General features: G+C 70.9%; 10 protein-coding genes. 2 read left to right on the top strand and 8 right to left on the bottom strand.

Going from position 1 to position 13,902, the window contains the following annotated elements:
- Window positions 1-56: 56 nt before the first annotated feature.
- From B082_RS0101155 to B082_RS35370, 5 genes are all read right to left on the bottom strand, one after another.
- Entirely contained in the window at window positions 57-3,914 is a 3,858-nt protein-coding gene (locus B082_RS0101155) for a multifunctional oxoglutarate decarboxylase/oxoglutarate dehydrogenase thiamine pyrophosphate-binding subunit/dihydrolipoyllysine-residue succinyltransferase subunit (protein WP_018549982.1), read from the bottom strand.
- Between the two features lie 257 nt (window positions 3,915-4,171).
- Window positions 4,172-5,248, bottom strand: a complete 1,077-nt coding sequence (locus B082_RS0101160) for a HAMP domain-containing sensor histidine kinase (protein WP_018549983.1) — start codon at window positions 5,246-5,248, stop codon at window positions 4,172-4,174.
- Window positions 5,245-5,982 (bottom strand): response regulator transcription factor, encoded by a 738-nt coding sequence (locus tag B082_RS0101165; RefSeq protein WP_014154105.1) that lies wholly within the window; start codon window positions 5,980-5,982, stop codon window positions 5,245-5,247. The genes B082_RS0101160 and B082_RS0101165 overlap by 4 nt, the downstream gene beginning before the upstream one ends.
- A 234-nt stretch (window positions 5,983-6,216) precedes the next feature.
- Window positions 6,217-6,909: a spermidine synthase gene (locus B082_RS0101170; protein ID WP_018549984.1), complete on the bottom strand. Its 693-nt coding sequence runs from the start codon at window positions 6,907-6,909 to the stop codon at window positions 6,217-6,219.
- A 37-nt stretch (window positions 6,910-6,946) separates the two neighbouring features.
- Window positions 6,947-7,564, bottom strand: coding sequence for a cysteine hydrolase family protein (locus B082_RS35370; protein ID WP_018549985.1), 618 nt, complete (start codon window positions 7,562-7,564; stop codon window positions 6,947-6,949).
- A gap of 219 nt (window positions 7,565-7,783) precedes the next feature.
- On the opposite strand from B082_RS35370, the gene lon reads away from it, so the two are divergent.
- Window positions 7,784-10,204 carry an endopeptidase La gene (gene lon, locus B082_RS0101180; protein WP_026249300.1) on the top strand — a complete coding sequence of 807 codons (2,421 nt, stop codon included), beginning with the start codon at window positions 7,784-7,786 and terminating at the stop codon, window positions 10,202-10,204.
- 120 nt (window positions 10,205-10,324) lie between these two features.
- Here lon and B082_RS0101185 read toward each other — a convergent pair whose 3' ends face one another.
- Together B082_RS0101185 and B082_RS0101190 are read right to left on the bottom strand one after the other, a co-directional pair.
- Entirely contained in the window at window positions 10,325-11,005 is a 681-nt protein-coding gene (locus tag B082_RS0101185; RefSeq protein WP_018549987.1) for a polysaccharide deacetylase family protein, read from the bottom strand.
- Between the two features lie 274 nt (window positions 11,006-11,279).
- Window positions 11,280-12,122 (bottom strand): lysozyme, encoded by an 843-nt coding sequence (locus tag B082_RS0101190; RefSeq protein ID WP_018549989.1) that lies wholly within the window; start codon window positions 12,120-12,122, stop codon window positions 11,280-11,282.
- A gap of 226 nt (window positions 12,123-12,348) precedes the next feature.
- Between B082_RS0101190 and B082_RS0101195 the strand changes: the two genes are divergently transcribed.
- Window positions 12,349-12,846: a MarR family winged helix-turn-helix transcriptional regulator gene (locus B082_RS0101195; protein ID WP_202453320.1), complete on the top strand. Its 498-nt coding sequence runs from the start codon at window positions 12,349-12,351 to the stop codon at window positions 12,844-12,846.
- Window positions 12,847-12,883: 37 nt separating this feature from the next.
- Here B082_RS0101195 and B082_RS0101200 read toward each other — a convergent pair whose 3' ends face one another.
- Window positions 12,884-13,669 carry a protein phosphatase 2C domain-containing protein gene (locus tag B082_RS0101200; protein ID WP_018549991.1) on the bottom strand — a complete coding sequence of 262 codons (786 nt, stop codon included), beginning with the start codon at window positions 13,667-13,669 and terminating at the stop codon, window positions 12,884-12,886.
- Window positions 13,670-13,902 lie beyond the last annotated feature (233 nt).

Below are 13,902 nucleotides of genomic sequence, written 5' to 3' on the forward strand. Positions count from 1 at the left end.
GGGGCCTGCCCCGCGAAAAGATCGCGGGGCAGGCCCCTTGGTGTGTGCGCTGCCGGTCAGGCCTCGAAGACCTCCGCGACCAGCTGGGCCTGCTCGGCCTGGTGGCGCTTGGCCGAGCCGACCGCCGGGGACGAGCCGCGCGGACGCGAGATGCGGCGCAGGCGCTCGCCGTGCGGGACGTCGGCGCCGACCGCCAGGTCCAGGTGGTCGATCAGGTTGAGCGCGATGAACGGCCACGCACCCTGGTTCGCCGGCTCCTCCTGGGCCCAGAGGTACTTCTCGGCGTTCGGGTACTTGGCGATCTCGGCCTGGATCTCCGCACCCGGCAGCGGGTACAGGCGCTCCAGACGGATGATCGCCGTCTCCGTGTCACCGCGCTTCTCGCGCTCGGCGTCCAGGTCGTAGTAGAGCTTGCCGGAGACGAAGACGACCTTGCGGACGGCCTCGGCCTTGACCGACTCGTCACCGATGACCGGGCGGAAGCCGCCGGTGGTGAACTCCTCCACCTTCGACGCGGCCGCCTTGAGGCGGAGCATCGACTTCGGGGTGAAGACGATCAGCGGCTTGTGGTGCGGGTTGTGCACCTGCCACCGCAGGAGGTGGAAGTAGTTCGACGGCAGGGTCGGCATCGCGACCGTCATGTTGTCCTGCGCGCACATCTGGAGGAAGCGCTCGGGGCGGGCGGACGAGTGGTCCGGGCCCTGGCCCTCGTAGCCGTGCGGCAGGAGCAGCGTGACGCCGGAGGTCTGGCCCCACTTCTGCTCGGCCGAGGAGATGAACTCGTCCACGACGGTCTGCGCGCCGTTGACGAAGTCGCCGAACTGGGCCTCCCAGACGACCAGCGACTCCGGGCGGGCCAGCGAGTAGCCGTACTCGAAGCCCATCGCCGCGTACTCGCTGAGGAGCGAGTCGTAGACGTTGTAGCGGGCCTGGTCGTCGGTGAGGTAGAGCAGCGGGGTGTAGTCCTCGCCGGTCACCTGGTCGACGAGGACCGCGTGGCGCTGGCCGAACGTGCCGCGGCGGGTGTCCTGGCCGGCGAGCCGGACCGGGGTGCCCTCCATCAGCAGCGAACCGATGGCCAGGGTCTCGCCCATGCCCCAGTCGATCGTGCCGTTCTCCACCGAGGCGGCGCGGCGCTGCATCTGCGGCATCAGACGCGGGTGCACGGTGATCGACTCGGGGATGTTGACCTGGGACTCGGCGATCCGCTTGACGACCTCGGCGGAGACCGCGGTCGACACGGCCACCGGGAACTCGGCCTGCGGGTCGGAGACGTGCGGCTGCGCCGGCTGCGAGGTGGCCTCGCGGACCTCGGCGAAGACCTTCTCCAGCTGGCCCTGGAAGTCCTGGAGCGCCTGCTCCGCCTCTTCCAGGGTGATGTCGCCGCGACCGATGAGGGACTCGGTGTAGAGCTTGCGCACCGAGCGCTTCTTGTCGATCAGGGTGTACATCTGCGGGTTGGTGAACTCCGGGTTGTCGCCCTCGTTGTGACCGCGGCGGCGGTAGCAGATGAGGTCGATCACGACGTCCTTGTTGAACGCCTGGCGGAACTCGAAGGCGAGACGGGCGACCCGGACGACGGCCTCGGGGTCGTCGCCGTTGACGTGGATGATCGGCGCCTCGATCATGCGCGCCACGTCGGTGGCGTACATCGAGGAGCGCGAGGACTCCGGGGCGGCGGTGAAGCCGACCTGGTTGTTGATCACCACGTGCACGGTGCCGCCGGTGCGGTAGCCGCGCAGCTGCGACATGTTGAGCGTCTCGGCGACGACGCCCTGGCCCGCGAAGGCCGCGTCGCCGTGGAGGGCGACGGGCAGGACGGTGAAGTCCGTGCCGCCCTTGTTGATGATGTCCTGCTTGGCGCGGGCGATGCCCTCCAGGACCGGGTCGACCGCCTCCAGGTGCGAGGGGTTGGCGGCCAGCGAGACCTTGATCTGCTCGCCGTCCAGACCGGTGAAGGTGCCCTCGGCGCCCAGGTGGTACTTCACGTCGCCGGAGCCGTGCATCGAGCGCGGGTCGAGATTGCCCTCGAACTCGCGGAAGATCTGGGCGTACGACTTGCCCACGATGTTGGCGAGCACGTTGAGCCGGCCGCGGTGGGCCATGCCGATGACGACCTCGTCGAGGCGGGCCTCGGCGGCGGAGTCGATGACCGCGTCGAGCAGCGGGATGACGGACTCGCCGCCCTCCAGCGAGAACCGCTTCTGGCCGACGTACTTGGTCTGCAGGAACGTCTCGAACGCCTCGGCGGCGTTGAGCCGGCGCAGGATGCGCAGCTGCTCCTCGCGCTCGGGCTTGGGGCGCGGACGCTCCACCCGGTCCTGGAGCCACTTGCGCTGCTTCGGGTCCTGGATGTGCATGAACTCGATGCCGGTGGTGCGGCAGTACGACTCGCGCAGCACGCCGAGGATGTCGCGGAGCTTCATCATCGACTTGCCGGCGAACCCGCCGACCGCGAAGTCCCGCTCCAGGTCCCACAGGGTGAGGCCGTGCTCGGTGATGTCCAGGTCGGGGTGCTTGCGCTGGTGGTACTCCAGCGGGTCGGTGTCGGCCATGACGTGGCCGCGGACCCGGTAGGAGTGGATCAGCTCGAAGACCCGCGCGGCCTTGGTGACGTCGTCGTCGTGCGAGGCGTCGATGTCCTTGAGCCAGCGGACCGGCTCGTAGGGGATGCGCAGCGCCTTGAAGATCTCGTCGTAGAACTCGTTCTCGCCGAGCAGCAGCTGGGCCAGGATGCGCAGGAACTCGCCGGAGGCGGCACCCTGGATGACCCGGTGGTCGTACGTGGAGGTCAGGGTCATGACCTTGGAGATGCCCAGCTTGTTCAGGGTGTCCTGCGAGGTGCCCTGGAACTCGGCCGGGTAGTCCATCGCGCCGACGCCCATGATGAGGCCCTGTCCGGGCATCAGGCGGGGCACCGAGTGGACGGTGCCGATGCCGCCGGGGTTGGTCAGCGAGGCGGTGACGCCGGTGAAGTCGTCCATGCCGAGCTTGCCGTTGCGGGCGCGGCGGACGATGTCCTCGTAGGCCTGCCAGAACTCGAAGAAGTTGAGCGTCTCGGCCTTCTTGATGGCCGCGACGACCAGCTGGCGGTCGCCGTTCGGCTTCACCAGGTCGATGGCCAGGCCGAGGTTGACGTGCTCCGGCTTGACCAGGGTCGGCTTGCCGTCCTTCACCGCGAAGGAGTGGTTCATCGCCGGCATGGCCTTGAGGGCCTGCACCATCGCGTACCCGATGAGGTGCGTGAAGGAGATCTTCCCGCCCCGGGCGCGCTTGAGGTGGTTGTTGATGACGATGCGGTTGTCGAAGAGCAGCTTCACCGGGACGGCGCGCACGGACGTGGCCGTCGGCAGCTCCAGCGAGGCGTTCATGTTCTTCGCGACCGCGGCGGACGGACCGCGCAGCGTCACGTACTCCGGACCGGCCGGAGCCTCCGTGTCCGCGTCGGCCTTGGCGGCCGGGGCCGCGGCCTTGGCGGCGGGGGCCGCGGCCTTGGCGGCGGGGGCCTTCGCGGCCGGAGCCGGTGCCGCCTTCGCCGGGGCGGGTGCGGCCGGGGCCGGAGCCTTGGGCGCGGCGGGAGCGGCCGGCGCGGCGGGAGCCGCCGGTGCCTGGGCCGCGGGCTGCGCCGGCGCTGCCGGTGCGGTGTTGTTGGTGGCGGCGGCCGGGGCCGCGGGCGTCGCAGCCCCCGCGGCTGCGGCGCCGGGAACGGGCTTGTCCGCCGTGCCGGTCTTGCCCGGCTTGTAGTCGGCGAAGAAGTCCCACCAGGCGCGATCGACCGAATTGGGGTCCTGGAGGTACTGCTGGTAGATCTCGTCGACGAGCCACTCATTGGCGCCGAAAGCCGCGGCCGGGTTGGTACCCGGGCCGGCCTGGTCGGTCGAGATGCTCGAGTTACTGGGGGACTGAGACGACACGGCGGCAACCGCCCTCTTCCGCTTCACAAGGTGATGGACAGCGGGAATCAAGGCTACGCCTCCCCGGCCGTTCCCTGCAGGCCGGGCCGGTCTTCGTCGTGCAAGTCACATCGAAAGTCGGGTTTCGGCGCAGGAAATGGCGGGAAACAAGCATGGTTCCGCTTCACTCCGGGTACGCGAGGCCGCAACTACGGCCCCTTGGACCGTACCCCCTGAACAGAACACGCAGAACGTGCCCTTCCGGTTCGAACCCTACGTCAACCTCGCTGTTGAGGTATCCCCGGAAGAGTGACGCGGATGCGGCAGCCGCGAGCAGATTCGGCCACCCCGATACGGCCGCCGTGCAGATCCACCGCCCAGCGGGCGATCGCGAGCCCCAGCCCCGTACCGCCGTCGCTGCCCGGACCGTGCGGGGAGGCCACCTCGCCCCGGTTGAAACGCTCGAAGACGCGGTGGCGCTCGGGCTCCGGGATGCCGGGGCCCTCGTCCACCACCTCCAGGAGCAGGGACTCCGGCTGCGGGCCGCGCCGGGCGAGCACCGTGACCCGGCCGTGCGGCGGACTGTGCTTGACCGCGTTGTCGATCAGGTTGGCCACCACCTGGTGCAGCCGCTCCGCGTCCGCGTGCGCGGTCAGCTCGGGCGGCGAGACGTCCAGGTGCAGATGGACGTCGGTGCGCGAGTGGTTGCCGGAGCCCGAGGACAGCCGGCGGTGCGCGGCGGCGAGGTTCGCCTCCTTCAGCACCCCCGACAGATACGGCCACACCTCGAAGCGGCCGGCCCTCAGCGTGACCACGCCGTTGTCCAGCCGGGACAGGTCCAGCAGCGTTTCCACCAGCCGGCCGAGGCGCTCCGTCTGTTTGAGCGCCGTGCGCATCGTCTCCGGATCGGCGGACGAGACCCCGTCCACGACGTTCTCCAGGACGGCTCTCAGCGCCGCGATGGGGGTGCGCAGCTCGTGCGAGACATTCGCCACCAGCTCCTTGCGGTGCCGGTCCACCGCCGCCAGGTCGTCGGCCATCAGATTGATCGTCTGGGCCAGGTCGCCCAACTCGTCGCGCCGGCCCGCGCCGTTCACCCTGCGCGTGTAGTCGCCGTGCGAGATGGAGCGGGCCACGGCACGCATCTCGTCCAGCGGTGCGGTCAGACCGTGCGCCACGAACTGGGTGATGAGCAGGGTCGCGATGACCGAGAACACGGTGATGAACCGCAGCTCGGTCCGCGTACGCAGGGCGACCATGAGCAGCCCCGTCGTGATGAAGACCGACACCACGACCAGGGTGCCCAGCTTGGCCTTGATGGAGAACGGCCGCAGTCCCGGTCCGGGCGCGGTCATGGAGCCGGGGTCTCCAGCGCGTAGCCGACGCCGTGCACGGTACGGATGCGCTCCGCGCCGATCTTCCGGCGCAGCGCCTTGATGTGGCTGTCGACGGTCCGGGTGCCCGAGGCGTCCGCCCAGTCCCAGACCTCGGCCAGCAGCTGCTCCCGGGAGAGGACCGCGCGCGGGGTGTTCGCCAGGCACACCAGCAGGTCGAACTCGGTCGGTGTCAGGTGGACGTCGTCGGCCCGGACCCGCACCCGGCGCTGCGCGTGGTCGATCTCCAGCTCGCCGAGGCGGAGTATCCCGCTGCGCGGTGTCACGGCCGCCAGCGCCGCCCGCTCCACCCTGCGCAGCAGGACGTGGACCCGCGCGGCCAGCTCCCGCATGGAGAACGGCTTGGTCATGTAGTCGTCGGCGCCGACCCCGAGCCCGACGAGCATGTCGGTCTCGTCGTCCCGGGCGGTCAGCATCAGCACCGGCACCGGCCGCTGGGCCTGCACCCGGCGGCAGACCTCCAGGCCGTCGAAGCCGGGAAGCATGATGTCGAGCACCATCAGATCCGGCTGCCAGGCCTCGGCCGCGTCCACGGCCGCCGGGCCGTCGAGAGCGGTCTGCACCAGGAAGCCCTCCGCCCGCAGCCGGGCGGAAATGGCATCGACGATCGTGGCGTCGTCCTCGACCACCAGCACGCGGCGCTGCGCGCCCGGGGTGGCCGCGACACCGTTGTGGGTGGTGTGTGTCTGTTCCATCGCCCCGCCCCTGCCCGTTCTCACGGAGGCCATTCCCCCGGACGAACGGTTTTCGCTCGTGAATTTCGTGGGTGATCCCGCTACCGGTCAGCAGCGTAGAGGCAGCGGAGGGCTTCCGGCTACGCAGGGTGCAAGTCTGTGCGGACGGAACGGGTGTACGTGAAACGCGGAGTGTCGCGCTTGTCGGGCTTGGCCCCCGGGCGCCCGGGGGCCGCGATACCCGCCGGGGGGATGTCAGCGTGCGCGAATGGCGAGATGGACCACGTCCGGAACACCTCGGGCAACGCCTACTTCTTCCGTCCTTACCCCTTGGAACCCGGCATTCCGTAGGGCCTGCTCGAAGGCGGCGGAAGGTTGTGCGGACCACACCGCGAGCACACCGCCCGGGGTGAGCCGCGCGTGGCAGTCCGCGAGACCGGCGGGGGAGTAGAGGTTCCCGTTGTCCTCGGTGACGGTCCAGTCCGGCCCGTTGTCGATGTCCAGACACAAGGCGTCGTAACGGTCCGTAGTCGTGCGCAGGTATGCGACGAGGTCGGTCGTCAGCACTTCGGTACGGGGATCGGCGAGCGCGGGCCCCGAGATCCCGGCCAGCGGCCCGGCCAGGTGCCAGTCCACGATCGCCTGCTCCCGCTCGGCGACCGCGATCCTGCCCCAGCGCGGCTCGGCGGCCGCGCGGGCGAGCGAGAAACCGACACCCAGCCCGCCGATGAGGACGGCGGGGCCGGTGCGGCCGGCCGGGAGCGCGGCGAGCGCGGCGTCGATCAGCAGCCGCTCGGAGCGTCCGTCGGAGGTGTCCATGAGGAAGCACCCGTTGGCGATGATCTCGAAGTCCTCGCCCCGCCTGCGCAGGACGACCTCCCCGTACGGACCCTCGCGGCGGTCCAGGGTGACGGGGGCGTCGGTGTCGGGGCCGAACGTGTGGGACATGGCGCTGGTCTCCGGTGGGCGTGGGGCGGTGTCACGGTCATCCTGTCGCGCCGGGCGGGGCGGGGGCCAGCGGGTTGCCGGAGCCGGACGGCGCCGCGAACTCCACGGCCACGGCGGGCGTGGTGACGTCGGCGTCCGCGCTGATCGCCCAGGCGGCGACCCGGGACACCACGGCGGCGGGCACCGCACCACTGATTCCGGGGGCCGCCGGGATGTCGTGCGTGGCGTGGGCGTCGTGGGGGAGGACGACCCGGTAGCCCAGCTCCAGGGCGGTGCGGGCCGTCGCCTGGACGCACATCTCCGACATGACCCCGCAGACGGCCAGCGCCTCGACGCCCGCCTCGGCCAGCACGGCGCCCAGGGGCGTACCCGCGAAGCCGTCGTCCTCGGTCTTGCGGATCACGAACTCCGTGGGGCCCGCCTCGACGGGCAGGTGCAGCGCCCAGCCGGGCGTGTGCGGTTCGTCGCCCGTGCCGGGACCGCCGTCGTTCTGGAGGTGGACGACGACCGCGCCCGCACGCCGCGCCCGCGCCAGCAGCCCGGCCGTACGGTCCAGCAGCACACCGGCCCCGGGCACGGCACGCTCACCGCTCACCCCGGCCTTCTGTACGTCCACGACGAGCAGGGCCTGCGAGGGGAGCGGGTGGGAGGTCATGGCGCCATCCTGTCCGCCGCGGCGCGCGCGTTCCACGGGGTTTCGGGGGCGGGCGAGTGAGTGGCGCCGGAAATCGGCGACGGCCTCCCGGTGTTGCACGGGATGCGGCGCGGTCGGCGTTCACCCCTGATCGCTCAGAGCGAACACACCGGGGGGAACATTGAGGGGCTCACAAGCATTGAGTCTTCATAGCTCAACTTGACTGCCGAAGGGGAGATCATGGCTACTGAGTCCAATGCCGTCACACCGCTCACCCTGCCCGTGCTGCCGCTCGATGACGAGGTCGTGCTGCCGGGGATGGTGGTGCCTCTCGACCTGTCCGACACCGAGGTGCGCGCCGCCGTGGAGGCCGCGCAGGCCGCTGCCCGGGAGGACGGGGGCAAGCCCGAGGTGCTGCTCGTCCCGCGTATCGACGGGACCTACACCGGCATCGGTGTCCTCGGGATCGTCGAGCAGGTCGGACGGCTCTCCGACGGCGATCCGGGCGCCCTCATCCGGGGCCGCGACCGGATCAGGGTCGGCGCGGGCACCAGCGGGCCGGGCGCCGCGCTGTGGGTGGAAGGGGTCCGGGCCGACGCGTCCGTCCCCGACCCCCTGCCCGGGGCCGCCGCCGAGCTGGTCAAGGAGTACAAGGCGCTCGCCACCAGCTGGCTGAAGAAGCGCGGCGCCTGGCAGGTCGTGGACCGGGTCCAGCAGATCGAGGACGTCTCCGCGCTCGCCGACAACTCCGGGTACTCGCCCTTCCTCACGACCGCCCAGAAGGTCCGGCTGCTGGAGACCACCGACCCGGTCGCCCGGCTGAGGCTCGCCATCCAGTGGCTCGGCGAACACCTCGCCGAGCAGGATGTCGCCGAGTCCATCGCCAAGGACGTCCAGGAGGGCGTCGACAAGCAGCAGCGCGAATTCCTGCTGCGGCGCCAGCTCGACGCCGTACGCAAGGAGCTCTCCCAGCTCAACGGCGACCCGGAGGACGAGTCCGACGACTACCGGGCCCGCGTCGAGGCCGCCGACCTGCCCGAGCACGTCCGCGAGGCCGCGCTCAAGGAGGTCGACAAGCTGGAGCGGTCCTCCGACCAGAGCCCCGAGGGCTCCTGGATCAGGACCTGGCTCGACACCGTCCTCGAACTGCCCTGGACCGAGCGCACCGAGGACACCTACGACATCAGGGGCGCCCAGGAGATCCTGGACGCCGAGCACGCCGGACTCCAGGACGTGAAGGAGCGCATCACCGAGTACCTCGCGGTGCGCAAGCGCCGTGCCGACCGGGGGCTGGGTGTGGTCGGCGGGCGGCGCGGCGGCGCCGTGCTGGCCCTCGTCGGCCCGCCCGGCGTCGGCAAGACCTCGCTCGGGGAGTCCGTGGCGCACGCCATGGGCCGCGAGTTCGTCCGCGTCGCGCTCGGCGGTGTCCGGGACGAGGCGGAGATCCGCGGCCACCGGCGTACGTACGTGGGCGCGCTGCCCGGACGCATCGTCCGGGCCATCAAGGAGGCCGGTTCGATGAACCCGGTCGTCCTGCTGGACGAGATCGACAAGGTCGGCTCCGACTTCCGGGGCGACCCGGCCGCGGCCCTCCTCGAAGTGCTCGACCCCGCGCAGAACCACACCTTCCGCGACCACTACCTGGAGGTCGAGCTCGACCTCAGCGACGTCGTCTTCCTGGCCACCGCCAACGTCCTGGAGGCCATCCCGGAGGCGCTGCTCGACCGGATGGAGCTGGTCAGGCTCGACGGCTACACCGAGGACGAGAAGGTCGTCATCGCCCGCGACCACCTGCTCCCGCGCCAGCTGGAGCGGGCCGGCCTGGAGAAGGACGAGGTCGCCCTCGACGAGCCGGCGCTGCGCAAGCTGGCCGGCGAGTACACCCGGGAGGCCGGTGTGCGGAACCTGGAGCGGTCCGTCGCCCGGCTGCTGCGGAAGGTCGCGGCCCAGCACGAACTGGGCGACCGCGAGCTGCCGTTCACGGTGACCGAGGACGACCTGCGCGGTCTGATCGGGCGCCCGCACCACGTCCCCGAGTCCGCCCAGGACCCGGCCGAGCGCCGCACCGCGGTGCCGGGTGTGGCCACCGGGCTCGCGGTGACCGGGGCCGGTGGTGACGTCCTGTTCGTGGAGGCGTCGCTCGCCGATCCGGAGACCGGGGCGTCCGGACTGACCCTGACCGGTCAGCTCGGCGACGTCATGAAGGAGTCCGCGCAGATCGCTCTGAGCTTCCTGCGGTCGCACGGCGCGGAACTGGAGCTGCCGGTCGCGGACCTCAAGGACCGCGGGGCGCACATCCACTTCCCGGCGGGCGCGGTCCCCAAGGACGGCCCGAGCGCGGGCATCACCATGACGACCGCGCTGGCCTCGCTGCTCTCCGGCCGGCTGGTCCGCACGGATGTGGCGATGACCGGTGAGGTCTCGCTTACCGGGCGGGTGCTGCCGATCGGCGGGCTGAAGCAGAAGCTGCTGGCCGCGCACCGCGCGGGCATCACCACCGTGGTGATCCCCAAGCGGAACGAGGCCGACCTGGACGACGTCCCGGCCGAGGTGCTGGAGACCCTGGAGGTCCACCCGGTCACCGACGTCCGCCAGGTGCTGGAGATCGCCCTCGCCCCGGCCTCGGCCGCGGCGGAGCTGAGGGTTCCGGCCGCGGCGTAGGTGCCACGGCGTGACGGGCGTGGCAGCACGGACACGGCCGGTACGGGCGGCCCGCCCTCCCCTCGCGGGGAAGGCGGGCCGTTCCGCGTACGCGAGGCGGAACCCCGGCCGTTCCAGGTCCTAGGGGCGGTAGATCGTGCCCGGGACGGGCTCGGCGGGCGCCATCAGCTGGGGCACCGTCACAAAGGTGTAGCCCTGCTTCTTCAGCGCGTCGATGATGCCGGGCACGGCGGGCACGGTGCCCTTGTAGATGTCGTGCAGCAGGATGATGCCGTCCTTGCTCGCCTGGTCGAGTATCCGCTTCTTGATCAGCGCGGAGTCGTTCGTCGAGTAGTCCTTGGCGGTGGCGCTCCACAGGATCTGGGAGAGGCCGAGGTCCTTGCTGATCCCGGAGACGGTGTCGTCGGTGCGGCCCTGCGGCGGGCGCATCAGCCGCGGCTTCTTGCCGGTGATCGCCTCGATCGCGTCCTGCGTCTTCTCTAGCTCGGCCCGTATCTCGGCGGGCTTCTTGTCCGTGAGGATCTCGTGCGACCACGTGTGGTTGGCGACCTCGTGGCCCTCGGCCTCGATGCGGCGGACGGTCTCGGGGTGCTTCTTGACGTGGTTCTTGCCCAGCAGGAAGAAGGTCGCGTGGACCTTCTTCTCCTTGAGGATGTCCAGCAGATGGGGGGTGTCCTCGGCGGGGCCCGCGTCGAAGGTCAGGGCTATGCACTTGGCCTTGCGGCAGTCCACCGGGCCGAACGAGCCCTTGGCGTCCGAGTCGGCGTCGGCGCGCGCGGAGCCTGGCGCCGTGGTCTCCATCGAGCAGCCGCTCAACGTCAGCGTGAGCGCTGTCACAAGGGCGACGGCCAACCCCGTACCGATCGACTTCGTCCTACTGGGCACGGCTCGCCACTCCCTCGCGTGAACAGCCGCACTGGTGTGCGACCTGGAGCGGCGACTATACATGTGGCGTATACATCGAATGTATAGCGGGGGTGCCTCGTGAAAGGCCGGGCCGGCCGGGGTGTGAACGCGACGAGGCCCGGCGACGGGGTACGTCACCGGGCTCCGTGCGAGAAGGGTGCGGCTGGGTCTATCCGTTGGCCAGCGCCTGTACGCGGTCGAGGGCGCCGTTGAAGTGGTTGTGGTCGCCGACGGTCGGGCCGGACGACGTGTACTGCCAGATCGTGTAGAAGCCCCAGCCGGCCGGGAGTTCGCCGACCGCTGAGCTGTAACGAGCCACCCACAGCGGGTTGGTGGTGGCGAAGCCCGCGTTGTTGCCGGTGCAGTCCTTCCACCAGCTGGTCGCGGTGTAGATGACCGCGTCCCGCCCGGTGCGCGCCTTGTACGTGTTCACGAAGTCACGGATCCACGCGACCATCTGGGCCGCGGTCTTGCCGTAGCACTGCGCCCCGTACGGGTTCCACTCGATGTCGAGCACGCCCGGCAGGGTCTTGCCGTCCTTGGACCAGCCGCCCCCGTGGTCCACGAAGTAGTTGGCCTGGGCGGCGCCGCTCGTGGTGTCGGGCGTCGCGAAGTGGTACGCGCCGCGGATCATGCCCACGTTGTACGAGCCGTTGTACTGCTGGGCGAAGTAGGGGTTCGTGTAGTACGTGCCCTCGGTGGCCTTGGTGTAGGCCCACTTGACGCCGCTGTTCCAGAGAGTCGCCCAGGCGACGTTGCCCTGGTAGCTGGCGACGTCCACGCCCTCGGTCTGGACGGCGCGGGTGCCGATCGGCAGGCCGCCCTGGCCGTCGTGGGCGACGACGCCCATGCCCATGGTGGCGGTGCCGCGGGCCGGTCCGGCCGGGCTTCCGCCGGCGGCGTTCGAGGCACCCGGCAGGGCGATGAGGAGCGAGAGGGCTGCGAGCAGGGTGCCCGCGGCCGCGAAGCGGGAGCGGCGGGACTTCGTGGAGCCGGATCTGTGCACGGGCATGTGCGTGCCTCCGAGGCCTCAGTGAGGGGATCTGCCGACCCGGGGAACGCGGCGTGGCGACCCCGGAGACATGCCATGGTGTGAACATGTCACGCATGACGCTACGCACGTAGACCCGTGTGACGGAAGAGGGCCTCGGCTGTGCCGTTGGTCTACTCCTGCGAAATACTGACCGAGCTGCGGCGATGACCGGCGGCGGAGGAAACTTTCAGCGGCAGGAAAGCTCATGAGGGGTGTTGACGTGCACGGGAGCGAAAGCGGGCGTGAACCCGGCGCAACCGGAGGAAGTGGTGTGGACCACGAATTCCTCGCCCTGGAGCTGGAGTTGGCCGTCTTCCTGCGCCGCGCACGGGCCAATTCCGGCGAAATGGCGCGCGAGGTGCACCCCGAGCTGGAGGCCGCCGCCTACGGCCTGTTCGTACGCCTGGAATCCGCCGGGCGCCAGCGCGCCACCGATCTCGCCTCGTACTTCGGCGTCGGCAAGGCCACCATGAGCCGTCAACTCCGTGCCCTGGAAGCGCTCGGACTGGTGGCGCGGGAGCCCGATCCGGCCGACGGGCGCGCCTTCCTCGTCCACCTCACCGAGGAGGGCCTCGCCCGGTTCCGCAGCGTCCGCGACGCGCGCCGCGACCGCTATGTGCGCAAGCTCGCCGACTGGGACCGCGCCGAGGTGGCGGAACTGGCCCGGCTGCTCCACCACTTGAACGCCCGCGCCGAGGACTGACGGTGGCGGGCGGCCGCCCCGCCGCCTTCGTGCCGCCTCACAGCCGGGCGTAGACCGCCGTCGCGTCGTCGTGCGTCTTGCCCCGCCGCAGGCGCCTGCGCTCCGTGTCCGCGTCCTCCAGGGCGCGGACACGGTCGATCAGCCCCTGCGGCCCCTCCTTCTCCAGGAGCGCGAGGCAGTCCGCCCAGTCGCCCTCGCCGAACATCTCCGTCCAGCGGCTCGCCCCGTCCGTCATCGCCACCAGGGCCCGCACCTCCGCGCGCGGCGTCCGCCCGGTCACCGCGCGGTCCGCCACGTCCGGATCGGCGGCGGCCGTGAAGAAGCCGCCCTCCTTGTTGCGCGCGCGGGCGTCGGCCACCGCCTCCGAGACCAGAAGCTCCGGCGGCAGCCGGTCGAGCCGGTCGTCCAGCACAGCGTGTACATCCCCGCCGGGCGACTCGAACAGCAGCACCGAATCGGACAGCACCAGGTGCTCGACCCAGGTCTCGTCCCAACGCACCACGACGACGGTTGCCTGTGGCGTACGCACGTGAGAAAGGTCACACAGGGAGCGATGGCTGTCCGCGGTGCGCCGGATGGACTCCGCCAGGACCTCGCGCAGGGTCAGATCCCGTCGCGAACCGGACAGTTCGACCAGGGCGCCGCCCAGTCTCGCGGTGAACCAGGGAACCGAGTGCACACAGCCGTCGTCGCCCTGCGGGGGCGTGACGCCGTCCAGCAGCACCAGTCCTCCGCCCTGGCCGGAAGCGGGAAGGACCGTGGCGGTCCAGTCCTCGTTCGGACGTCCGGGCGTGCCGGCGGCGGTGGCGAGTTCGATGCGCATGCGGCCAGTCTGCACGATGCCTTCACCGCACCTGCACGGCACCGGGATTGGTGCGTACCAGCAGGTCAGACGGGTGGGCGGGGCGGAAGGGTGTCCTCCGCCCCGGGATGCGGGCGGGCATCCTGCCAAAGCCTGCCCGGAAGTTCCAGCCGGTGCCCGTGGGGCGCGCCGGCGCCCGGCGGCGTGACTTGTTCGCCAACTCGGGAGTGATGTTCACTCGTTCGAGTGGCGGA

Source organism: Streptomyces sp. ATexAB-D23 (assembly GCF_000373645.1).
Taxonomy (GTDB): Bacteria; Actinomycetota; Actinomycetes; order Streptomycetales; family Streptomycetaceae; genus Streptomyces; species Streptomyces castrisilvae.